Annotated in this window: 21 protein-coding genes and 1 tRNA gene; 10 read left to right on the forward strand and 12 right to left on the reverse strand. The window is 37.6% G+C overall.

Annotated features, from left to right (window positions below; translation table 11 throughout):
- Positions 1 to 75: 75 nt before the first annotated feature.
- Positions 76 to 1,839, reverse strand: a complete 1,764-nt coding sequence (locus B554_RS0100420) for an alkaline phosphatase D family protein (protein ID WP_019456563.1) — start codon at positions 1,837 to 1,839, stop codon at positions 76 to 78.
- Positions 1,840 to 2,035: 196 nt separating this feature from the next.
- Here B554_RS0100420 and B554_RS0100425 point away from each other — a divergent pair.
- Both B554_RS0100425 and B554_RS0100430 read left to right on the forward strand, forming a co-directional pair.
- Positions 2,036 to 2,121, forward strand: a tRNA-Leu gene (locus B554_RS0100425).
- 76 nt (positions 2,122 to 2,197) lie between these two features.
- Positions 2,198 to 2,539, forward strand: coding sequence for a hypothetical protein (locus B554_RS0100430; protein WP_031944910.1), 342 nt, complete (start codon positions 2,198 to 2,200; stop codon positions 2,537 to 2,539).
- On the opposite strand, the gene B554_RS0100435 is transcribed toward B554_RS0100430, so the two are convergent.
- The 4 genes from B554_RS0100435 to rlmE form a co-directional block, all read right to left on the reverse strand.
- Positions 2,540 to 2,854 (reverse strand): DUF5713 family protein, encoded by a 315-nt coding sequence (locus B554_RS0100435; protein WP_004699637.1) that lies wholly within the window; start codon positions 2,852 to 2,854, stop codon positions 2,540 to 2,542.
- Positions 2,855 to 2,982: 128 nt separating this feature from the next.
- Positions 2,983 to 3,834, reverse strand: coding sequence for a dihydropteroate synthase (gene folP, locus B554_RS0100440; protein WP_019456565.1), 852 nt, complete (start codon positions 3,832 to 3,834; stop codon positions 2,983 to 2,985).
- A gap of 133 nt (positions 3,835 to 3,967) precedes the next feature.
- Complete coding sequence (gene ftsH, locus B554_RS0100445; protein ID WP_025465034.1) at positions 3,968 to 5,863, reverse strand: ATP-dependent zinc metalloprotease FtsH; 1,896 nt, start codon at positions 5,861 to 5,863, stop codon at positions 3,968 to 3,970.
- Between the two features lie 134 nt (positions 5,864 to 5,997).
- Positions 5,998 to 6,648 carry a 23S rRNA (uridine(2552)-2'-O)-methyltransferase RlmE gene (gene rlmE / locus B554_RS0100450; RefSeq protein WP_000235573.1) on the reverse strand — a complete coding sequence of 217 codons (651 nt, stop codon included), beginning with the start codon at positions 6,646 to 6,648 and terminating at the stop codon, positions 5,998 to 6,000.
- A 199-nt stretch (positions 6,649 to 6,847) separates the two neighbouring features.
- Here rlmE and yhbY point away from each other — a divergent pair, with 199 nt between their 5' ends.
- Both yhbY and B554_RS0100460 read left to right on the forward strand, forming a co-directional pair.
- The gene (gene yhbY, locus B554_RS0100455; RefSeq protein WP_004699631.1) at positions 6,848 to 7,171 is read left to right on the forward strand and encodes a ribosome assembly RNA-binding protein YhbY; all 324 of its coding nucleotides are present in this window, start codon (positions 6,848 to 6,850) and stop codon (positions 7,169 to 7,171) included.
- A gap of 15 nt (positions 7,172 to 7,186) precedes the next feature.
- A complete protein-coding gene (locus tag B554_RS0100460) occupies positions 7,187 to 7,723 on the forward strand; it encodes a DOMON-like domain-containing protein (protein WP_019456567.1) in 537 nt (178 codons plus the stop codon).
- A gap of 56 nt (positions 7,724 to 7,779) precedes the next feature.
- Here B554_RS0100460 and B554_RS0100465 read toward each other — a convergent pair whose 3' ends face one another.
- Positions 7,780 to 8,364, reverse strand: a complete 585-nt coding sequence (locus B554_RS0100465) for a hypothetical protein (protein ID WP_019456568.1) — start codon at positions 8,362 to 8,364, stop codon at positions 7,780 to 7,782.
- 312 nt (positions 8,365 to 8,676) lie between these two features.
- Here B554_RS0100465 and carA point away from each other — a divergent pair, with 312 nt between their 5' ends.
- The 4 genes from carA to B554_RS0100485 all read left to right on the forward strand — a co-directional run bounded on the left by carA (position 8,677) and on the right by B554_RS0100485 (position 14,326).
- The gene (carA, locus tag B554_RS0100470) at positions 8,677 to 9,816 is read left to right on the forward strand and encodes a glutamine-hydrolyzing carbamoyl-phosphate synthase small subunit (RefSeq protein WP_019456569.1); all 1,140 of its coding nucleotides are present in this window, start codon (positions 8,677 to 8,679) and stop codon (positions 9,814 to 9,816) included.
- Between the two features lie 14 nt (positions 9,817 to 9,830).
- Entirely contained in the window at positions 9,831 to 13,061 is a 3,231-nt protein-coding gene (gene carB / locus B554_RS0100475; protein WP_019456570.1) for a carbamoyl-phosphate synthase large subunit, read from the forward strand.
- 87 nt (positions 13,062 to 13,148) lie between these two features.
- Positions 13,149 to 13,625 (forward strand): transcription elongation factor GreA, encoded by a 477-nt coding sequence (gene greA / locus B554_RS0100480; RefSeq protein WP_004699621.1) that lies wholly within the window; start codon positions 13,149 to 13,151, stop codon positions 13,623 to 13,625.
- 71 nt (positions 13,626 to 13,696) lie between these two features.
- Entirely contained in the window at positions 13,697 to 14,326 is a 630-nt protein-coding gene (locus B554_RS0100485; RefSeq protein ID WP_019456571.1) for a CatB-related O-acetyltransferase, read from the forward strand.
- On the opposite strand, the gene B554_RS0100490 is transcribed toward B554_RS0100485, so the two are convergent.
- Positions 14,321 to 15,751, reverse strand: a complete 1,431-nt coding sequence (locus tag B554_RS0100490) for a P-loop NTPase fold protein (RefSeq protein ID WP_019456572.1) — start codon at positions 15,749 to 15,751, stop codon at positions 14,321 to 14,323. The two genes, B554_RS0100485 and B554_RS0100490, sit on opposite strands and share 6 nt — an antisense overlap.
- A gap of 188 nt (positions 15,752 to 15,939) precedes the next feature.
- Between B554_RS0100490 and B554_RS0100495 the strand changes: the two genes are divergently transcribed.
- Positions 15,940 to 16,377, forward strand: a complete 438-nt coding sequence (locus B554_RS0100495) for a universal stress protein (protein WP_019456573.1) — start codon at positions 15,940 to 15,942, stop codon at positions 16,375 to 16,377.
- Between the two features lie 38 nt (positions 16,378 to 16,415).
- On the opposite strand, the gene B554_RS0100500 is transcribed toward B554_RS0100495, so the two are convergent.
- Together B554_RS0100500 and B554_RS0100505 are read right to left on the reverse strand one after the other, a co-directional pair.
- On the reverse strand, positions 16,416 to 17,162 hold the full coding sequence (locus tag B554_RS0100500) for a hypothetical protein (protein WP_019456574.1): 747 nt from the start codon (positions 17,160 to 17,162) through the stop codon (positions 16,416 to 16,418).
- A 24-nt stretch (positions 17,163 to 17,186) separates the two neighbouring features.
- A complete protein-coding gene (locus B554_RS0100505; protein ID WP_029767333.1) occupies positions 17,187 to 17,516 on the reverse strand; it encodes an MGMT family protein in 330 nt (109 codons plus the stop codon).
- A 79-nt stretch (positions 17,517 to 17,595) separates the two neighbouring features.
- Between B554_RS0100505 and B554_RS0100510 the strand changes: the two genes are divergently transcribed.
- Positions 17,596 to 18,312 (forward strand): metalloprotease, encoded by a 717-nt coding sequence (locus tag B554_RS0100510; protein WP_019456576.1) that lies wholly within the window; start codon positions 17,596 to 17,598, stop codon positions 18,310 to 18,312.
- Here the strand turns inward: B554_RS0100510 and B554_RS0100515 are convergent.
- From B554_RS0100515 to B554_RS0100525, 3 genes are all read right to left on the reverse strand, one after another.
- On the reverse strand, positions 18,309 to 20,033 hold the full coding sequence (locus B554_RS0100515) for a CapA family protein (RefSeq protein ID WP_019456577.1): 1,725 nt from the start codon (positions 20,031 to 20,033) through the stop codon (positions 18,309 to 18,311). The genes B554_RS0100510 and B554_RS0100515 overlap by 4 nt on opposite strands.
- Positions 20,030 to 21,685: a poly alpha-glucosyltransferase gene (locus B554_RS0100520; RefSeq protein WP_019456578.1), complete on the reverse strand. Its 1,656-nt coding sequence runs from the start codon at positions 21,683 to 21,685 to the stop codon at positions 20,030 to 20,032. The genes B554_RS0100515 and B554_RS0100520 overlap by 4 nt, the downstream gene beginning before the upstream one ends.
- Positions 21,686 to 21,832: 147 nt before the next feature.
- A partial coding sequence (locus B554_RS0100525; protein WP_019456579.1) for a beta strand repeat-containing protein occupies positions 21,833 to 24,004 on the reverse strand: 2,172 nt, incomplete at its 5' end.

Below are 24,004 nucleotides of genomic sequence, written 5' to 3' on the forward strand. Positions count from 1 at the left end.
AAAGAATCCAGCGTAAGCTGGTTTTTTTATATCTAAAAAAAGGGCTACATATGCAACCCCCTATTCTTTCATGCTTTAAGCAGTCTTCTGATCTTGCTTTAAAGGCGTCAAATTCAGATCCAATACAATATCATTTTGCCTGCTTGAATCCACTTGATATTCAGCATTCTTAATTGAATCTAAAAATACCCACTCTGAATGAACTTGTGCCTGATCGAGAGTAACGAGCAAGTATCCGCGTTGATTTAAATTACAATAGACCAATTCATCAATCAATGTAGTAAACGCAAACTCAAACTGCTGTAACTGTGCCAATGGAATACTTAAATATTTTTCTAAGCCAGGAGACGATACAGAGCTCGTCGCCAGTTCAACACCTACATATTTTCCTTTTTGGCTATATAAATAAGATGCCCATGCATTGTGTGTATCTCCCGCAAGCACAATCATCTTTTTATTAAACTCTGCCAATTTATCGTATACAAACTCTCGCTCAGCATAGTAACCATCCCAAGCATCTAAATTGTATGGTGCCACCGTCATAATCCTTGCTTTTTCTTGGGCTGTTAATGTTGGATCATTTTGTTGTAAACGAAGTTTTAAAGTGACCAACTCAGTAATTTGTGCGTTCATCTTAGCAAGTGCTTCAGATGAAGTTCCTCCTGAAGTAATCTGCCCTAAAGATGCCAGCAATTCGGCTGGAATCCACATTTTACTCATTAAGACTTGCTGCCCCACCACATTCCATGTTGCTGTAGATTGCTTTAATTTATCTACTAACCAATCTCTTTGCGTATACCCCATTAAAGTACGCGCCGGATTTGTTAAATCTGCTTGAAATTTTACAATATCTAAGCCAGAGGCAGTCATATAGTCCGCATATTCAAGTTGCTTGTCACGCGCAATAATGCGTGTATCTAGCATAGTGAGTTGGACAAGAGAGCCAAAGTTAAACTGGCGATAAATATTTAAATGGTCAGAACTAGAAACTGGACGAATCGGCATCCATTCAAAATAAGCTTGTAGAGCAGCTAATTTACGATCTGAGAAAGACCCTTCGTTACTTTGATGGTTTTCCGCACCATCACGCCAAGCATCGTTCGCTAACTCGTGATCATCCCAAATTACAATAAAAGGATGGCGTTGATGAGCTGCTTGTAAATCTTTATCCTGACGATAAAGTGCATAGCGTTTGCGATAATCATCTAATTTAATAATTTCTTTATTATTGTCAGCAGGTAGCGTACGACCTAGCTTTGCAGCATCCTCTGTCGCATAACCATCTGCCCCATACTCATAAATATAGTCACCTAAATGAATAATGACATCAACGTTTTGTTTTGCCATTTCACGATAAACATAAAAGTAACCCGCAGGATAGTTAGAGCAAGAACATACTGCAAAGCTTACTTTATTGGTCGATGTTGGTAATGTTTTCGTCTGCCCTACTGGTGAAACCTTACTACCAAACTTAAAACGGTAGTAGTACACTGTATCTGCTTGTAAACCAGCTGCATCAACTTTCACTGTAAAGTCATCAGTTTTGCTTATTTCAACCATCCCCGTCTTTAAATTTTGTTTAAACTGATTATCGGTTGAAATTTCCCACACAACTTTTAAGCGCACCCCGAAGTCTGCAGGTGTCAGCCGTGTCCATAAGATGACTTTATCCTGTAAGGGGTCTCCACTTGCAACACCATGAAGAAAATCTGCTTGTACTTGAGGACTTTCATCTTCTGAACCATCATTACAACCAGTAAAAGCAACAGGCATAGATAAAGCCCCAAAACCGAGTAGACTTTTTTGAATTAATTCTCGGCGTGAAATTTTCTCTGACATAAAATTCTCTAAGTTTTAAGCAATGAGTGCTTTAAACTTAAGTACATAAGATGAACATCTGATCTCAGTTTGATGAACAAATCATGACACAAACTGGTTAATTTATATAAATACCGACAAGAACTGATTGAAAATAAAGCAAACTCTCTGTTTTTCTCTTGCCAATCGCGCACTTGTCCTCTATTATTGCGCACATGCCCGGGTGGTGAAATAGGTAGACACAGGGGATTTAAAATCCCCCGCCCACAAAGCGTGCCGGTTCGAGTCCGGCCCCGGGCACCATTTTCAACTATTGAATTTGGTGTTAGAAAGAATCCAGCGTAAGCTGGTTTTTTTATGTCTGATGAAAATAAAAATTATGATAAAAACAATCATATTTATTTCCACCCTACTTTTTATATCGATTACAGATGCTGAAGATATATTTAACGGCACAATCTTATTTAAAAATAATGATTGGCACTTTATACGATGCTCTCTAACTCAGGATGACTACCTAATCAAAACATCTCAAGATGTAATTACTCAATTAAAAGCATTACAACATAAAAAGACAACCTATTGGATAAGCGTATTAGCAGATGTGAATGAGCAGCAAAATGGACATTTAATTTTAGAAATTAAAAAAATAGATAAGGTACATTTAAAAGCATCATGTCATTTATTAGATACGATTGAAAATTTTGAGAATCGAGAGTAATTACCACTCTCGATTCATAACCAGCTCTTCCATTTCAAGATCTAAAAATCCTGCATCTTGAACTACCATCATCATTGCCTCAGCAATGTAATCGGCAGCACTATCATCAAGCGATGAATCCAGATCTTCAAACTGTGGTTTCATTTCATTAATTTCATTTACAGTCTGATGAGCATATCGATAAACATCTTGATCAGCTAAAGCAGGCTTCTGAACTTTTTTAGCAAATTGTTCAATAAGCTGCTTAAGTTCAGCGACCAAAATATCTGGATAATATTCATCATCAAACATTGGGAGAAGTAGGTCTTCGAACATACAAAAGATTACACAACAGCAAAAACTTGCCGCTTATAACATATTTTCGCAAAAATCACGAGATTTTTACCCGACTCCTCATCCACCTTTATGTGATACACAGACATCTAATTCAATAAGAATACACTTTATGCCTGCTGCATGGCTTGCCAAACTAAAACAGCCTCATGCATCGCTTTCACATCATGTGCTCTTACAATCGACGCTCCTTGCTGAATACTTAACAAATGCCCAGTAACGCTTCCTACAGCACGCTGATCAGCAGCTGCACCTTTCAAAGCCTCACCTATAAAGCGTTTACGAGAAAGACCTGATAAAATTGGATAACCTAGCTCATTAAGTTTCCAAAATTCTTTTAATAATTTTAAATTCTGCTGTGCATTTTTTGCAAAACCGAATCCAGGATCAATAATAATATTATGCTGTTGAATTCCAGCAGCTAGAGCATCATCAATGCGCTGTTGCAGCTCCTGCATCACATCTAACGTTACATCACTATATTGATCTAACTGATTCATTGTGGTTGGCTCACCACGCATATGCATAATGACTACAGGTATATCTAACTCTGCTGCGGTCTTCAATGCATTAGGGCGTGTTAGAGCGCGTACATCATTCCAAATATGCGCCCCTGCTGCTTTTGCTGCACGAATCACCTCTGGCTGGCTCGTGTCGATTGATAAAATAACATTATGCCGAGATAAAACTTCAACTACAGGTACCACACGGCGTATTTCTTCTTCAATCGCCACTTCTGAAGCACCAGGTCGAGTAGACTCCCCCCCAATATCAATAATAGTCGCGCCTTGTTCAATCATACTAAGCGCATGCTCAACCGCTTGATCTAATTGGTTATGTTTACCACCATCGCTAAAAGAATCCGGGGTAACATTTAAAATACCCATAACATGTGGCTGAGATAAATCTAGTTGAAGCTGTCCACACTGTAAAATCTGCTTGGGTAAAGATATTAACTGCATAAAAAGCTCCGGTTCAAAATCAGGTGATATTTTAGCAAGTCTATACTTTACATGCTGTTGATTTCTTTTCAGCTTTAGCCGAATTTAAGACAAATAAAAAAGCCACATGAATGTGGCTTTTTTATTAATTAATTTAATTCATCGCTGGTAATGGCGGTGGAGTAGATGGACCATCTTTAGGTGGTTCAAATGCCGATACCGGATTTTCAGCAATATAAACTTTAGGTGGTTGAGGGTCGCGACCTTCCATGATGTCACGGATTTGCTCACGATCAATAGTTTCCCATTCCATCAACGCTTTAACCATAGCATGTGCGATATCTTTATTATTTTCCAAGATATCACGAGCAACTTTATATTGTTCATCTAAAATACGGCGTACTTCCTGATCAACCTGTTGTTGAGTTGCTTCAGAAATTGTGCGGCTACCTACGTTACCGAAGAATCCATTTTGATTTTCATCTTCGTAAACCATAACACCCATTTTGTCAGACATACCGTACTTCGTAACCATCGCACGAGCCATTTTCGTAGCACGCTCAAAGTCATTTGAAGCACCCGTCGATTGCTGCTGAATAAAGACTTCTTCAGCAATACGGCCACCAAACAAAATTGCAATTTCATTTAACATTTTGTCTTTATAGTGGCTAATCTGATCTTGTTCAGGTAACTGCCAAGTTACACCTAAAGCCCAACCACGCGGCATAATTGTAACCTTATGCACAGGGTCAGTACCCGGTAAAATCTCAGCAACAATTGCATGGCCAGCTTCATGATAAGCAGTTGCACGGCGCTCTTCTTCACGCAGAACCATTGATTTGCGTTCTGGTCCCATATAGATCTTATCTTTTGCATCTTCAAAGTCATGCATATCGACAGTGTTCTTATTACGGCGAGCAGCAAACAAAGCAGCTTCGTTTACAAGGTTTGCCAACTGAGCACCAGAGAAACCAGGTGTACCACGTGATAAGACTTTAACATCCACACCAGTCACCGAAGGTAACTTTTTCAAATGTACATTTAGGATTTGCTCACGACCACGGATGTCCGGTAGACCGACCATAACTTGACGGTCGAAACGGCCTGGACGTAACAATGCTTTATCCAACACATCAACACGGTTAGTTGCAGCAATAACGATTACGCCTTCATTACCTTCAAAACCATCCATCTCTACGAGCATTTGGTTTAAGGTTTGTTCGCGTTCATCATGCCCACCGCCAGTACCTGAACCACGGTGACGACCTACTGCATCAATCTCATCAATAAAGATGATACATGGTGCATGACGTTTTGCTTGTTCAAACATGTCACGGACACGGGACGCACCCACACCCACGAACATCTCAACAAAGTCAGAACCAGAAATGCTGAAGAATGGAACTTTTGCTTCACCAGCAATTGCTTTAGCTAATAACGTTTTACCAGTACCTGGAGGACCAACCATAAGTACGCCACGTGGAATTGTAGCTCCCAAGCGTTTGAACTTTGCAGGATCTTTTAAGAAATCTACAATTTCTACAACTTCTTGTTTCGCTTCATCACAACCAGCAACGTCAGCAAAAGTCACTTTAATCTGGTCTTCAGAAAGCATTTTTGCTTTTGACTTACCAAAACTCATCGGACCATTTTTACCGCCTGCACCACCACCCATGTTACGCATAAAGAACATGAATAACAGAATGATTAACAGTACAGGGAAACTAGCAATGAGAAGTTGCATCAAAATGCCTTGACGTTGTGGTGCTGTGCCCTCTACAACAACATTTTGCTTGTTTAAGCTTGGCATAAGTTCAGTGTCTTCAACTTGCGGACGAACAGTTTCAAACTGAGATCCGTTAGTTTTTTCACCACTAATATTTAAACCGTCAATCGTGACTTGCTTAATTTGGCCAGCATTCACCGCTGCAACAAAATCTGAATATTTCATTGCAGAAGGCTTATTGCGGTCACTGATATTACTGAAAATTAAAATCAGAACACCCAGTATTATTAGCCACAATACGGCATTCTTGAAGTAATCGCTCAAAGCTTTATTCCCATATCGATCTAATTTGATCATGCCTAATCTTGGCCGATCTTCTTAAAAACAGCAATTGTCTTGCTTGCGGATAACCTAAAAGATACAAAATGCACAATTTTTAGGAGCTTGGCAAGTAAACTTTATTGCAATGCTTTCTTACGCCCTTGTCCAACCAAAAAAACTTCTTTAGATCGTGCCCGAGAAGCTGCCGGTTTTGCTGTTTTCAACACATCAAAACTATCAACGACTTGTTTACGAAACTCATCAAATCCTGCGCCTTGGAACACTTTAACAACAAATTGCCCATTTGGACCCAAGACTTTTTGAGCAAAGTCTAAAGCAAGTTCACACAAGTAAATCTGTCGAGGTTGATCAACAGCCCTATTACCTGATGTATTGGGGGCCATATCAGAAATTACAATGTCTACTTGTCTTCCATTTAAAATATTTAACAATTTTTCAAATACTGCTTCTTCTCTGAAGTCGCCTTGTAAGAAAGTGACATCCGGCAAAGCATCCATAGGTAAAATATCGGAAGCAATAACCAACCCCTTGCTACCAACAAGTTTCCCAGCAATTTGCGACCAACTCCCAGGAGCCGCTCCCAAATCAACCACTGTCATGCCTGGCTTGATCAACTTATATTTTTCTTGAATTTCAAGAAGTTTATATGCTGCTCGTGCACGATATCCTTCCTTTTGTGCTTTTTTTACAAAAGGATCGTCTAGATGTTCCCTCATCCACGCACGACTACTTTTAGACAATTTTTGGTTTGTAATGCGTGTTGCCATAACTCACTAAATATCAAAAAAACTTCTGATTGCTCATTGTACGTGAAAATTACTCTCATTACAGTACGGATGTAACGTAATCTCAATAACTTTTACAGTTTTTTTCCAATAATGTTGATCGATTATTTATACAGTTTTTCGTACATTTGATTTTAAGTTTTTTGCTATACTAAGTCGTTTTTAAAATCAGGTATTTTTAATGGCCGCTTTATCTATTCATGAACGTAAACGTTTACGTCAAATTGGTCATGTGCTTAATCCGGTTGTCATGATTGGTGGACAAGGCTTAACAGATGCTGTAATCGAAGAAACTCTTCGTGCTTTGAATGATCATGAACTCATCAAAGTAAAAGTTGCTGGCGAAGATCGTGAAGCTCGTGCTGCTGTAATCGATGCAATTGTTGAAGCAACTGGTGCTGAAGCTGTGCAAAAAATTGGTAAAATTGTTTTACTTTACAAAAAAGCAGCTAAACAGAACCAACACTTATCTAATCTTGTTCGTCACGCTCACTTAGCAAACTAATTTATTGACTACTTTATGGCAAGTTACGAACTTTCAGCTTTTGATCGTTTTCATGCTGTTTCTGTTGTTGGCGCAATTGAACAGCAAACCCCACATACATTAAATGTGGGTTTTTGGATTCGTGATCCAAACCAACTTATTATCTGGCCTCAAGAAGTTGCAGCTCATCCCCGTCAAGATTTTTTGTGGGAAGAGACTTGTTTTGAGATTTTTATTGGCGTGCATGGTGAAGATTTCTATCGGGAAATTAATCTTTCTCCTTCTCAAGCATGGCAAACTTACCAGTTTGAAGAATATCGCTATCCGGAAAGCATGCCTCCCCTCGTTGCTTACGATATCGAGCTTAATCATCTCAAGCGTACTCACTACGGCTTAAATGTAAGTCTTGATTTAGGTCAGTTTATGCAGCAGCAGCATTTAAAATGGGCAAACCTTTATTTAGGTTTAACCGCTGTTTTAAAGACTAAAGATGGTATGCAGTACTATGCAATGCAGCATAGTGGACAAAATGCTGATTTTCACAATAAACGTGATTGGCTACATCAGTTTTAAAAATAAAAAAGCGAGAAATTGATTCTCGCTTTTTTATTAATTTTATGAAGCTAAACTTAGTTATCTCTTGCTTTGTTCCATGCTTCAACCGCATTATTTTTAGTGCGTTTCAAACTCTCACTTAAAGAATCTTTGTGCTTCAAAGAGATTTGGCTAATGTCACCTTTGAGTTCTTTGGTGACTTTTGTTAAATCTTCAATTAATGCATTAATTTCAGCTTTTAATGTATTTTTCAGTTCATTTAATCCTTCTTGAGACGTATTGAACTGAGCTTTAATAACATCAAGACGTTGTAAAATATCTTGTTTAATCTGAGTAAACTGATTTTGAATGTTTTGGTTCAACTCTTGAGTCTCAGTCTCAATTTTTTCTTCAGTTTCACTCAATACAACTTTTACTTGTTCTTGAGTTTCATTTATAGCTTCTTTAACTTGCGAAGTTGCTTCTTGAGCGACTTCTTTCACCTGTTCTGTTTTTTCAGCTACAACTTCTTTTACCTGCGTCGCTTTAGCACTCACTGCTTTTTTAGCGCGGGTCGTTGTTTTAGCAACTGCTTCTTTCACTTCAGTTACTTCAGCCTTAACAACATCTGCAACTTTAGAAGCGTTTTCAGCTATATCTTTTGAAACTTGATTGCTCATACTATTTCCTCATATTGTTTATTTTTTTCTAACATTACAATAAGTGGAATTAGCATAATTTAACCGCCAGATTGTTAGACAATTTGCCAAAAGTATCAATTTCAGACAAGCGGATGAATATTTTTGCAAAAAGCAAGCAAGGAATTATATTTTTTAATAGAAAACAAATAGACTTTTTAGGGTTCCATGCGTATAATGCGCTGTTAAGTTACAAGCGGGCAGACCGATGAGGAGGGGCATGTTTTTTTAGAACATCGCCTATCTTTTTTAGGTCTACTCGCTTTTTTACAGCCGAAATTCAGGAGCTTTGGTTTGAGCATCCCCGCCATTTTAGCCCTCGCAGATGGAACGATCTTTAAAGGAACGTCAATCGGCGCAACGGGAAGTACGACTGGTGAAGTCGTTTTTAACACAGCCATGACAGGCTATCAAGAAATTTTGACTGACCCAAGTTATGCACAACAAATTGTGACATTAACTTACCCTCATATTGGTAACACTGGTTGCAACGAAGAAGACGTTGAATCTGGTCGTATCCATAAAGTATGGGCGAATGGTTTAATTATTCGTGACCTTCCACTACTACACAGTAACTTCCGTTCTGAGCAGTCGTTAGGTGAATATTTACAAGCGTACAATGTTGTTGCAATTGCTGATATTGATACACGTAAACTTACTCGTATTTTACGTGACAAAGGTGCACAAAATGGTTGCATCCTTGCTGGCGAAAATATTACTGAAGAAGAAGCTATTGCTAAAGCTCGCGCTTTTGGTGGTCTAAATGGTTTAGACCTTGCTAAAGAGTGCTGTGATCCAACGGGTTTTGAATGGTCTGAAGGTTCATGGGTATTAGGTAAGGGCTTTAAACAACCTGAGTTAAAATACCATGTGGTTGCATACGATTATGGTGTCAAAACCAACATCTTGCGTATGCTTGCAGACCGCGGTTGCAAACTTACTGTTGTCCCTGCTGAAACTCCGGCTGAAAAAGTATTAGCACTTAATCCAGATGGCGTATTCCTTTCAAACGGTCCTGGTGACCCAGCTGCTTGTGACTATGCAATCGAAGCTGTAAACACTATTGTTGAAACCACAACATTACCTGTATTTGGTATCTGTTTAGGACACCAAATCTTGGCACTCGCTTCTGGTGCAAAAACTGTAAAAATGAATCATGGTCACCACGGTGCAAACCACCCTGTACAAAATCTTGAAGATGGTACAGTGATGATTACATCTCAAAACCATGGTTTTGCTGTAGATGCAGAAACATTACCGGCTAACTTAAAAGCAACGCATAAATCATTGTTCGATGGCACCTTACAAGGTATCCACCGTACTGACAAACCAGCTTTCAGCTTCCAAGGTCACCCTGAAGCAAGCCCTGGTCCACATGATTGTGCACCATTGTTCGATCATTTCATCGAACTTATCGAAGCATCTAAACAGTAATTACGGAGCGAATAATGCCTAAACGTACGGATATTAAAAGCATCTTAATTATTGGTGCTGGTCCAATTGTTATTGGTCAGGCTTGTGAGTTTGACTACTCTGGTGCTCAAGCATGTAAAGCGCTTCGTGAAGAAGGCTACCGTGTTATTTTGGTTAACTCTAACCCAGCGACCATTATGACTGACCCTTCAATGGCTGATGCAACATATATTGAGCCAATTACTTGGCAAACTGTTGCTCAAATCATTGAAAAAGAGCGTCCAGATGCAGTCCTACCTACGATGGGTGGACAAACCGCATTGAACTGCGCACTTGCACTTGATGAAAATGGCGTATTAGCGAAGTACAATGTAGAACTTATTGGTGCAACTAAAGAAGCGATTGAAAAAGCCGAAGACCGTAAACTCTTCGACATCGCTATGCGCAAAATCGGTTTGGAATGTCCAAAAGCTGCTATTGCTGAAACCATGGAAGAAGCATTGGAAATCCAATCTCGCTTTGGTTTCCCAGTAATTATCCGTCCTTCATTCACAATGGGTGGTTCAGGCGGTGGTATTGCATATAACCGTGAAGAATTCCTTGAAATCTGTGAACGTGGTTTCGACCTCTCTCCTACTCACCAATTATTGATTGATGAATCATTAATCGGCTGGAAAGAGTACGAAATGGAAGTTGTTCGTGACAAAAACGACAACTGTATTATCGTATGTGCGATCGAAAACTTTGACCCAATGGGTGTTCACACTGGTGACTCAATCACTGTAGCACCAGCTCAAACATTGACTGACAAAGAATATCAATTGATGCGTAATGCTTCAGTTGCAGTTCTTCGTGAAATTGGTGTTGAGACCGGTGGTTCTAACGTTCAGTTCGGTATTAATCCGAAAGACGGCCGTATGGTTGTGATCGAGATGAACCCTCGTGTATCTCGTTCATCTGCTCTTGCTTCTAAAGCAACTGGTTTCCCAATTGCAAAAATCGCTGCGAAACTAGCTGTTGGTTATACTCTTGATGAATTGAAAAATGACATCACTGGTGGTGTAACTCCTGCGAGCTTTGAACCAGCAATTGACTATGTTGTAACGAAGATTCCTCGTTTTAACTTTGAGAAGTTCCCACAAGCAGAACCTGTTCTTACCACTCAGATGAAGTCTGTTGGTGAAGTCATGGCAATTGGCCGTAACTTCCAAGAATCTGTACAAAAAGCATTACGTGGTCTTGAGGTTGGTGTAAGCGGTTTTGATGAAAAAATCGAAGCTGGTGCAACAAACGTAAAAGAAACGATTTTAAAAGAGCTTAAAGTTCCGGGTCCTGAGCGTATTTGGTACGTAGCAGATGCATTCCGTCATGGTTTCTCTTTAGATGACGTATTTGAAGCTACTAAAATTGACCGTTGGTTCTTGATTCAAATTCAAGATATCGTCAACACAGAAGCTCAAGTAAAAACTTTAGGTTTTGGTGACTTAAACGCGGATAACATCCGTTCGTTCAAGCGTAAAGGTTTATCGGACCTTCGTATTGCTCACCTCATGGGCATTTCACAAAAGCAATTCCGTAAACAACGTTGGAACTTGGGTGTTTATCCAGTTTACAAACGTGTTGATACATGTGCTGCCGAGTTTGAATCTGGCACAGCATATATGTATTCAACTTACGATGAAGAATGTGAAGCAAATCCATCAAATCGTGACAAGATCATGGTAATTGGTGGTGGTCCAAACCGTATTGGTCAAGGTATCGAATTTGACTACTGCTGTGTACACGCTGCTCTAGCTATGCGTGAAGACGGTTATGAAACAATCATGGTGAATTGTAACCCTGAGACTGTTTCTACCGACTACGACACATCAGATCGTTTGTACTTCGAACCTGTAACACTTGAAGATGTTCTTGAAATCGTTCGTACTGAGAAGCCAAAAGGCGTAATCGTACAATACGGTGGTCAGACTCCACTTAAGTTAGCACGTGCTTTAGAAGAAGCTGGTACTCCTATTATCGGTACTTCTCCAGATGCAATTGACCGTGCAGAAGACCGTGAACGTTTCCAACAAATGATTCAACGTTTACAGCTTCGTCAACCAAACAACAGCATTGTAAAATCTGCTGAAGAAGGTATCTCTGAAGCTGCGAAAGTTGGTTATCCGTTAGTTGTTCGCCCATCTTATGTATTGGGTGGTCGCGCAATGGAAATCGTGTATAACGAAGATGAACTTAAACGTTATCTTCGCGAAGCAGTACAAGCTTCTAACGAAGCCCCTGTTCTTCTTGACCGTTTCCTTGACGATGCAACTGAAGTTGACGTTGACTGTGTATCTGACGGTAAAGATGTGGTGATTGGCGGTATCATGCAGCACATCGAACAAGCAGGTATTCACTCAGGTGACTCTGCGTGTTCTATTCCTCCTTACTCTCTGTCTCAAGAGATTCAGGACGAAATGCGTCGTCAAACAGTGGCTATGGCAAAAGAACTTGGTGTTGTTGGCTTGATGAACGTTCAATTCGCAGTTAAAGGCGATGACATTTATGTTCTTGAAGTTAACCCACGTGCTTCACGTACTGTGCCGTTCGTATCGAAATGTATTGGTGAATCTTTAGCAAAAGTAGCTGCTCGTTGTATGGCGGGTCAATCACTTGAATCTCAAGGCTTTACTAAAGAAATCATTCCAACACACTTTTCTGTGAAGGAAGCAGTTTTCCCATTTGCTAAATTCCAAGGCGTAGATCCTATGCTTGGACCTGAGATGAAATCTACAGGTGAAGTAATGGGTGTTGGTAAGACATTCGGTGAAGCATTCTATAAAGCTGTTTTAGGTTCTAATGACCGCTTACCAGGCCTGCCAACTGAAGGCGAAGAAAAGATTGCTTTCTTATCTGTCCGTGAATCTGATAAGAAATATATCGCGGATATCGCTAAAAAGTTTGTAGCATACGGCTTCAAACTGGTAGCAACAGGTGGAACTTATAAAGTGCTTAAAGAAGCAGGTTTGGAATGTGAACCTGTAAATAAAGTAACTGAAGGTCGTCCACACATTGTTGACCGCTTGAAAAATGGCGAAATACACCTTATTGTCAACACTACTGAAGGCAAACAAGCTCAATATGACTCTGCAATGATTCGTCGTGCTGCCCTACAAGGCAAAGTGTATTACACAACGACTATCAATGGCGCAGAAGCAGTTTGCCAAGCCTTTGCTGTGAAATTGCCAATGGATGTATACCGCTTGCAAGATTTAACTGTAGGTTAATTTTTTTCCGATAAGTCCCGCCACCTTATCGGTGGCGGGATTTTTTCATTTTTTTAACTGTGTTTTCTCAACTTAAGAGGGACCGAAATGCAACGTTATCCAATGACCCCTGAAGGTAAAAGTGCCTTAGAGAAAGAATTACAACATCTGAAATCTGTTGAACGTCCGCGTATTACTCAAGCGATTGCTGAGGCACGTGAACATGGGGACTTAAAAGAAAATGCAGAATATCATGCTGCTCGTGAGCAACAAGGTTTCTGCGAAGGCCGTATCCAAGATATCGAAGGAAAATTGGGTGCTGCACAAGTCATCGATGTTAAAGACTTAGAACAAAACGGTCGTGTTGTATTCGGTGTTACGGTAACGATTGAAAACCTTGATACCGAAGAACGCAAGACTTATAAAATTGTTGGCGATGATGAGGCTGATTTTAAAATTAATAAAATCTCAGTGAACTCACCAATTGCTCGTGGCCTTTTAGGCAAAAATGAAGGTGATGAAGCAAAAATTATCACTCCTCAAGGTGAAGTTGAATACGAAGTTGTAAGCGTAGAATATCTTTAAGATACTACTCTTAAGCCCCTCTTTATGAGGGGTTTTTAATTGCTTTAAATCATTTATTTGGATAGGAAATTATGGATACACCTCTGATTAACTCGCCAGTCCGTCATTGGTGTGAATTTGAGTTTATTTCCAAAACTGTAAAAAATCCGAATATCCATATCAAGGGTAATTATTCTTACTACTCAGCCTATTGGGATCAAGGTTTTGAGCGTTGTGTAGTACGTTATTTACATGACAAACCCTCTACTCCAGAAAAACCTATTGATCAGCTTTATATAGGTAATTTTGTATGTTTTGGTGCTGAATGCGTGATTATGATGGGTGGCAATCAGCTTCATAGACCAGATTGGATTTCGACTTTCCCCTTCGATACTCGTAGTTTTCTAGCAGCTGGCCACACCATCATTGCAGATGGTTGTTGGATTGGAAGCCGTGCAATGATTATGCAAGGCGTAAAAATTGGTGAAGGTGCAGTTATTGCAACTGGAGCCGTTGTAACAAAAGACGTTCCACCCTATGCAATTGTTGGTGGAGTTCCAGCAAAAGTTATTAAATACCGTTTTCCGCCAGAGCAAATAGAGAAACTACTCGCTTTAAAACTTTATGATTTAGATGAAAAACAAGTTTTAAAAATGCGTGAATATTTGCAAACTGATGATATATCTAGTCTGTATGAATATATAGAAACTCAAAAATTATAATCCTTCTTTAATATATGATTTCCAATCTTTCTCAAAACGATTTGAGTGATCAATGTTATAAATAGCTAAATCATTAAGAAAATTTCTTAAAGCATATTCTCTTGACGAACTATCATTAGTACGTCTAGCTTGATCATATGCTTGAATTAATTTATCAATAATAGTTCCCTTTACTTGATAATCATATTCGAGAATAATTCTATACCACTCCGCATCTGAAATATTTTCAATACCATGCATGCCTACACTCAGATGATGTTTGTTTAGAAATTCGCGCTTATCTTTACATAGATAAGAAATTAATTTGTTAATGACTTTCTCTATATAAATTTGATGATTTGCAAATGGCTCCACCCCCATCATATAGCTTAGTAAAATCAAATTTTTATTAGGATTATCAGTTCGTAACAATGCAAATTGATTAATTTTTCTTATAAATGCACGCGCATTGAGTTTTTTTTCAAGCTGTAAGGCCAAAGTAAAAAAATATAGTTCATTCACTTCATCTAAACTTGTTAATTCTCCGACTCTAAATAATTGTTCTTTAATTATATTTTCATAATAGTAATCTGCAATATTAGATGGAAACTGAATTGTGAAATCTACAAACTTTTCTAAATAGTCGTCTTGTATTTCCGAATCATATCCATAAAAAGTTTTTATTGATTGAAGTAATTGCGTTTTATTCATTACTAGAACAAAAACAATTTTTGGAGTATCAAAAAAATGCTTAATTCGTTCAATCAAACGGATAGCAAAATCAGGACGGCAGCGATCTAATTCATCTATTATAAAAACTAATGGCTTATCCAACTTACTAACTGTCTCAGTTAAATATTTTTTGAAATCATTTAGTGTTTTCTTTTCAGCTTCATGCCCTGCAATTTTTTCTTGAATGCTTTCCTTAATTCGATCACTTGCTTCCTCAGTTAGACTTTCTACTTCATCTTTTGCATTTTCATAACCTTGCTGTAAAAGTCCACCTAAAAAACCAGCTCCAATTAAATGTAAGCCTATAGTAAGTGCTACTTTAGGCAAAGATGGTAATAGAGCTGTTCCAATAGATGCCGACAATTTGATTAGATTTTCCACATTTTTCTTAGTTTTTTGGTCTTTACTTAAGATATTTGTAATTTCTGAAGTTATTACTAAAAAAGGGTCATCTAAGTAATCATTAGCAAAAGCATCTAAATAAATTACATTATGGTCAGTATGCTCAAGGTGTTTTTGCCAATGTTTAACAAACCATGTTTTTCCCTCTCCCCAACGTGCATCCAAAGTGAGAACAGCTCCACACTGTAACCGATCAACATAGTTAGTTAATCTTTCTCCCAAATATTTTCGCCCCCAAAGGTCTCCTTCCCAAGCATTTCCAATATTAACTAAGTTTGTATTATTCCAATTAAGTTGGTGTAATTCGCTCATTGTATTAATTAGATAAAAGTAAAATTTATTACTCCAATATAGCATTTAGAATGATTGAACTAAAAACAAATAATTTAGATTGTTCTACTAGGTTTTTTTAAGTATTTAATCGGTTTAATATAGGGAAATAGCTATTATTTAAACAAAGATCTAAGACTAACTGAAATAAAATGATAAGGAAAAATCTCATGTCATATCAGCATATTCTTGTACCAATTGATGGTTCTGAAACTTCTACAGTCGCTATGAAAGAAGCCATCAAGCTCGGAAAAGCATTAAATAGTAAAATTACTATCGTACAAGTGATGGTGCTTGATCCAATTATTGCGGATCTTTATGTGAAGACTGGTCAAACTAATGAATTGATTGAGCGCACTAGAACTTATTTGCTCGATATTTTAGAACAAGCCAAACAACAATTTGTACAAGAAGGGCTTACCGTAGAAACCAAATTACTTGAAGGCTTTGTGGTTCATGAGGAAATTATTCAAGCTGCACAAGATATCAATGCAGATCTCATCGTTATGGGTTCGCATGGCCGTACAGGTGTCCGAAAACTTGTATTAGGAAGTGTTGCACAAAAAGTTTTAGGTGAAAGCCATATCCCTGTTTTGATTGTTCGCTAAAAAAACACCTATCTGGCTTAATTCAGCCAGATAGGCACCTATTTTTTAAAAGGAATAACGTCTTCTCTTGATTGCTCAACCGTTATTGTTTTTTTATTTTTAAAAGCATCCCAAGAATAATTTTTATAATTTAATTGCCATAAATAGTAAGATTGACCGATATCTTTAAACCTAATATTTAATGTCATCCATTTTTCATCATGGCAATGCGGTGACTTCTTATACTCTTGTTCTGAAAAACAGGCCCGAATCATTTCATTCGAAGAAAAAGCAATATCTTTTAATGCAACCTGATACTTCCCTTTAGGCTTAAGCTCAATAAAATCAGCATTTTCTTCAAAACGTCCTCCTCCAGAGTAACCAGTAAACCAAGTATTTAGTACTGCTATGGCATATTCATTTTTATTGAGTGGATACAGTGCTGGAAAGATTTTGAGTCCATCAGGACCTAAATCATCAGAATGTGGCTCTTTATTACTATGCTCATAATTTTTAAAGTTCCACTCATTTATTACTGTGTATTGGTTATTCTGCTTTTTAACTTGAGCAATTTGCGGAGTCTCATCTATTAAATAATAAGTCTGATCTTGTGTATTTTTGGGTTTCCACAGCTTAACTTCATCGCTACATTTATGACTCAACTGCTGACAAATCGAGTGTATTTCTTGTGATGAAGCTTTCACATTTATAAAAGGTTGGGCTGAAATAGCCTGCTCTGCAAAACTCGATTGCACTGTTAAACCTAATAGTAATATGGCTAGACTCTGCCATTTATAATGCTGCATTTGTATTTGTTCTCTTTAATAATTTTAAGGTTGCCATGCGAACTGCTTTAAGTTCACTTTGCCATTCAACAAATAGACTCCTTCATCTTCAAGCTTTAACTGCTGAACATTTTCACCTTTTTCATTAAATCTGCTTAGGCTAATTTTACCTTGTGAATTAATAACACGGTACCAAGGCACCTGATGATCTGCTTCAAGATGTTTAAGAACATAACCCACTAATCTGGCATGTTTAGGTAATCCCGCCATACGTGCTATTTGTCCGTAAGTTGCTACTTTTCCATATGGAATTAGAGCGATGACTTCTAAAATTTGTCGATGTAGTTCATACTGAGTTGTCAAAATGGAATCCATAAAAATTGACACCGTTCATATCATATAAAAATTTACTTTAAATCACTTTAGAATAATATGCAGAGACAATGTGATGAATATGAAAAAAACCTTATTGATGATTATAGGGACACTTCTGTGTGTTTCTTGTACAACACATTCTCCTTTACAAAAGCCAGATTTATTAGAGGAACCTGCTAATAATAGACCTGTAGTTCCAGTCACTTTCGTTTTTACAACCAACAATCCTTCTGCTGCACGTTTTGATAATCTTGCACAAATGCAAAAAGAAGTTGGTATTTTAAATAAATATTATTTAGACGACCAAGGAAACAAAATTTTTAACTTTAAGTTAAACCGTTATATCTCTTATCACAAATTTTCAAAACTACATTGTCAACTTGGTAATGAAATAAACCAACCCCGCCCTATTTCTATAGGATCTATGCCTGCAAGCGTGAATGCATGCTTTCCTAAGCGTACAGTAAGTAAAGAAGTCATTGTCTTTATATACGATGCTTATTCAAAAAAGTTAGAGTTTAATGATGTTACAAGCCGAACATTCCGTAATAATGGAAAGCCTTTTATTTTATTAGACTGGAATAGATTAAATTATAATATACAAGCAGGTAGCATTCATGAAATGGGCCATGCTTTCGGCTTAAAACATGTATGTGCACCTAATGCTACAAAAACTACCCCGACTAATATTATGGCCAGTGCTGAGTGTAAATTGGGCAGTGGTGGTCTAAGAAACTTAGGTTTTACCCCATCACAGCTTCAAACGATTTTATCGAGTTATCAGCAATACCCTTAAAATTTGATCTCAACATACCGTCCTAAGTAATCTTGGGTAGTAATGTAGCGCTCAGAGGTCAGTAAAAATGTCATGTAAGTACTGGCCTTTGAGAAGTCATTAAAATCTACTGGATACGGTTGCCAAAAAGTTTTTAAGTTATCCGTATAAATTGGATAAAGTCGAAGCAAGTCCTTTGCTAGATCTATTCTGGCAATACAGCCAAATGGCAAAGAATGATGCTGCTCATATTCTCCATCACTATTAAATACAGCATTGCCGATACCCAACACCACTGGCTTATTGTTGATCATCTGAATTGGCTGAATAGTATGAGCACCATGACCAATAATTAGGTCAGCCCCAGCCTGTGTAAGAATACCAGCAAGTTTAATTTGCTCTTTTGTAGGAGGTTTAAAGTCGACTCCCCAATGACAAATAACAATAATTTTATGTTTAGGATGAGCCTGTTTATAAAAAACTATTTGCTCCAGTAAGACACCGTTTAAACAAGCGACTCCACTTCTTGACCCTAGCGCATAAAAGTCATAGTCCAAATAAGCAGTGTCTCTATGCCAATAACCATTAAAAATCGCATAGTGCTTATTTTCAAAAACTATTTCAAAATAATTGTGAGCATCTTTTTGGTTGTGCCCAGCACCAATATAGGAAACATTAGCCTCGTCCAATTGTTGTAATGTATAGGTAAGCCCTTCATCACCATAATCTTTGAGATGATTATTTGCTAACACCAAATAATTTAGATGAATGCTTTTAAATTCTTCTAATGTTTTTTTAGCATCGGCTTTTAGAATGAATGGCTTTTTATCTTTTAATAGTGATTGGTTTTCTAGAGAAAAGACAGCTTCAAAGTTAGCTATATTTATGTCATTTTTACCTAAAAATGGCTGTATTTTTTTAAATGAAAAGTGATATCCATATTGTTGTAGAGCATCTGTTTGCCCTCTTGACTTACGCTTTTCGGTATACATTTCACCGAAATAAGTATCTCCAAGAATATTGATGATCCCAGTCTGTGAAGTACAACTCTTCGCCTTTACGTGCTCTTCTTGGAAACAGTGATAATAAGGAACCAAATGCTCGAGACGGTGAATGTCATCTAAAAAAGAGAAAAAGCCAATGCTCTGGTTATCCTCAAGATAAGTGATATAAATTTTTCTAAATTGATGGGAGATATATAAAACCGAGGTTAGCACTGGATGAGCAATTAAAGATATAATCGGTTGATATACTTTATTTTTAAAAGAAAGTGTTTTGAGAAAGAAAAGGTTGTTTAGCTCTGCTGGATAACTATAAATATTTTTTGCCAACAAAAATAGATTTTTTAATTGATTAGGTGCTTTTAAAGTTAACTTGTAGTTTTCCGCCCTTTTAGACAAGATCAATTGAGCTTGCTCAACGGAATCAAACAGTATATTGCTTAAGGCATCTTTAACATCATTTGCATGAGTAAAAATTAAGAATTGTAAGAGCTCGACAAATATATAAGATTCATTTTTTTCTAAACCTAAATTTTGTTCACCAAGTTGCTTAGGCTTTTGCTCAGATACAACATAGGCCTTATTTGCTTCGATGTTTTTTTGTTGAAATTGCTCCAATGCATAATCAATAAGCAATAAAGTTGAAACATCTCCATCAACTTCAAATTTCCAAACCGCATTATCGAAGTTAGTATGATCTAGAGGCGCCAATAACTTAATTTCAAAAAAAGAGTAAGTCATATCTCCTCTCCTTCGAAATCTTTTACGTAGGCTATATAGCCTGATAAGTTATGTTCTTGGTCATCTATTCTTACTCTAAAGCGATCATGTCGCACATAAAAAGCATGTAATATTTTATCTGGACGATCCATATACATCGCCATTTCTGGATAGAAAAAACCCGTAGTTTGGAATTCAGCCCGAAATTTAATGAGTTTTTTTAGCTCTGACATATAAGCTTGTTCAAGAAGCTCTTGATGGCCTTGCTCTTTTAATCGATTTACCATTTTATAAGCAGCCATGAGCATTTCTAATAAAGTGGCATACGTTGTCTTTCTATTTCTTATAAAAATAAAATGTTTTAAATAATTATTTAAACCAAAAATAAAATATTTTTCTTCAGGACATATTTTTGTAAGCTCATTGGTACAGTAACTTAACCAGTGATCATGATATTTTTCATATCTTTTATAAATAAAATTTTCAAACATTAATTTAACAGTTTCTAATAATCTTTTATCGTGATTTATTTGATACAACCTGAGTAAAGCTAATGCTGCTTCGCCATCGTAATAAATAATTCTAAACTTTTCTTTTAAATCATAGTCTGGATAATTTAACACATGGGTAGTTAATCCATCTGAATCAACTAATTTTAAAATACCATTTGCAAGTTTTTCCGCATATTTTAAATATTCAGACTTTTGGGTAATTTCCTGATATTTCGTTAACATTAAAATAGCTGCTGCGTTTGCACCTAGTTTAATTTCAAACTCTCCTTCTTTACCATCAATCATAAAAGCAGTTGTAGGGTCTTTTTCTTTATAAAAGTTAGAGAGTGCATATTGCATGGCACTCATTATTTTAGGTAAATATTCAGGTTTATCTTGTACTTCGAACGTTTCTAATAGTGCATAAAGTGAGGTGCAATGACGTACCGTATTATAGCTGCGGATATCCCGATCGAAGGCAGGAAAATAACCATAAATGAATTTGCCATTTTCTTGAAGCTGACTGTGCAAAAACGCTGCATTTTTCTCAATAAGCTCTCTAAAATGCTGCTTCTCGTTCATTGCAATAGCTCTAATACCATTTGCATCATAACGGCTTGCTAAATTAATGAATTGTTCATTTTCATAAAAAGTTGCATAGGTATCGAAAGTCCAAACATCTTGTAGCTTTTGTAGTCTAATTTGTGGTTTAGTAGCGTTATATTTTTGCTTAATTGCATAGTTCAGATTGATTTCATCAAAAAAATTAGGTTTGTCATAACTCAAACCTCGAATAATTGCTTTTCCATAGATCTCTTGCTCCAGAAAAACCACTGAACATGCTTCATCAAATGCGATTCCTCTGCGGTAATGATTATTATGAAATTGATGATGAACAAATTGTTCTATTTGACTCCAACTTTGTTTTTCTAAGTTGTACGCAACATCAATTTTTATATAGTCTGGAAGTTGATCTGGAGAAAACTGTCTATCAATAAAATCGAGTAATTGTATAGTAGCTTGTGAAAAAGCTGTTTTTTCGGTATGCCACACACTACATCTTTGATCTTTAGGACCAAATGATATAAACAAAATTGTTTCTTCTGGATGATCTGGAACATGCTGAACGAAATGTTCCAACCAAAGCTTAAGTTGTCTTTTAAAGTCTAAAAATACCGACACTCGAATTAAATCCCTATTCGCTATTTGTTGTTCTATAAAATTTTCAATACATCATAGCATGAACTCTCTAAAAGCTAAGTTAACGTATTGTTTAAACATAAAAAAAGAGAACCCTAGGGTTCTCTTTTTTATTTGGTTAATTATCTATTAGTAGATAATTTGACCATTAGCAAGTAACTCTGCCTCACTTGTAGTAACACCTTGTAAAATCAACAGATTAGTAAAGTTATTAACAGGTATAATTCCTGTTAATCCATCACGGTCAATCTGAATAGTTGTATTACCACCACTTACAGTAACATTCAAATATTCACCAATATTAGCAGACGTTTGTGCTCCATCTAATAAGCCTCTGATATCAATCAAATCAGCCTGAGAATCTGTAGCAACATTACCAACATGGAAGTTAGTCCAAGTATCTACACCATTACCACCTGTAGTTGCACCATTACTAGCAGTTGCAGCACTTCCATTTAATACATGATAAATCAATGTATCTGAACCAAAACCGATCGTACCATTATCAGTATTGAACGTATCGTTCGCTGATGTACTGAGTACATGGGTATTGTAATCAGAAGTAGTCAGATTAACCGTCAATGTTGAGAAAGACTCAGCACCATTTGCTGCTACTAACTTATAGTTAATCGTATCGGTTGGATTAGCCAATGTTAATGATGAAGTATTAGCACGGTATTCATAATCACCATTCGAATTGATCACAAGTGTGCCATTTGTCGTGGTGACGGCTTGTCCGGTAGCTTCAACATAAGTGCCAACACTATTTTGAACATAAAGTTTGACACCATCAGCAGTAAATGTACCGCTGTCCGCAACTCCACCAATTGTGTCGCCATGCAGAATATTGCCATGAACCCAGTCAGATGAGTAACTGTTCAAGTGCGTTGTAGTAGTCGTTACTTGGGTATCCAAAGTGGTTGTTCCAAGTGTTACTGCAGTCAACGTATATTGAACACGGTATGTACCAGCGCTTAAATGCTCAACAGCATCTTGGAATGCCACCGTTCCGAGGCTAATACCACCTACACTCGCAAGTGCCGTCGCTGAACCAGTATAAGTTGTGTTAACCCATGCTCCACTAACAAATTGCTGAACAACATAACTTACTGTTGGTAATGCACTTAATAATGGTTGGTTAGCATAAGTCGCAGCAACCTGCACATCGACTAAGTCTCCCGCAGCAACAGTGAAGCTATTAGACACAACAGAAGTCGAACCAAGTAAGCTGATCGATATATTCGGACTTGGAACATCTACTGGTGTATCAGTAGAGTTACTGAAGTCAACCGTTGCAATAGCCTGATCTGCATTTGCAATAACTTGGGTAATACCATCCGTTCCAGGACTTGCAGTATTCCAAGTAATACTTACATCAGGTGATCCAATCTGTATGTGTAATACAGCTGTACTTGTAGCACCCGTTGCTGGGTCTTTAATTGTGTAAGTAAAGCTATCTACTTTGCCAATGTTTGCAGGGTTAGCAGTCGGTGTATAGCTATACGAACCATTCGCAGAAATCGTAAGTGTTCCGTAAGCGCCAGTTACTGGGGTAGAAGAACCAATAGTTGTTGTTACCGCACCTACTTGTTCACCCACTACTGTAGATACTACAGTCGTTCCAGTGATTGTATCTGGAGTATACGAAGGACCATATATAGCAGAATCATCATCTGTAAGCACATTACCGCTTACTGTTGCTGCAGTATATGTAGGCACTACTGTGTGATTATAATCATCGCGAACCACACTCATTGTACCTAACAATCCTACACCTACACCGGTATAGACCATAAATGCTCTATAAGAACCACTTGCTAAGTCTGTGATAGTCGCACCAAATCCATTACCACCGAGTATTCCGACGTTAATTAATCCAGTACTCGCGTCACCTGCAACATTCTGCCACGAACCATCCGGTGCTTGTTTTTGCAAGACTATTTTATAGTCGTTAAGCAAAGATAAACTGAGTAAAGCTCCATAACTAATCGTTGCATCTGAAGTATGTCCAGCGGCAATATTGAAGCTCACGCTCGGAGTACCTAAAAGCGATACGTTGAGATTCTCAGTTACACCGATCAATGCTAGATAAGTTGCAGAACCAGCATTAATACCCGTTGTCGTTAATGGAACAATGTCTATAGCTACACTATCCACATTGTCATGTGCAGTAATTGTTGGCACCAGAACAAGGCCTGCAAGACTCGCACCTGAACCTGGGTTACCTGCAAGGTCAGTATAAGTGTTATTTGCAACACTCAAGCTTGGTGCAGTTGCACTGCCGTCTTGAGTAAAGGTTGC

This window comes from Acinetobacter sp. GG2, assembly GCF_000292385.1.
Classification (GTDB): Bacteria; Pseudomonadota; Gammaproteobacteria; order Pseudomonadales; family Moraxellaceae; genus Acinetobacter; species Acinetobacter seifertii.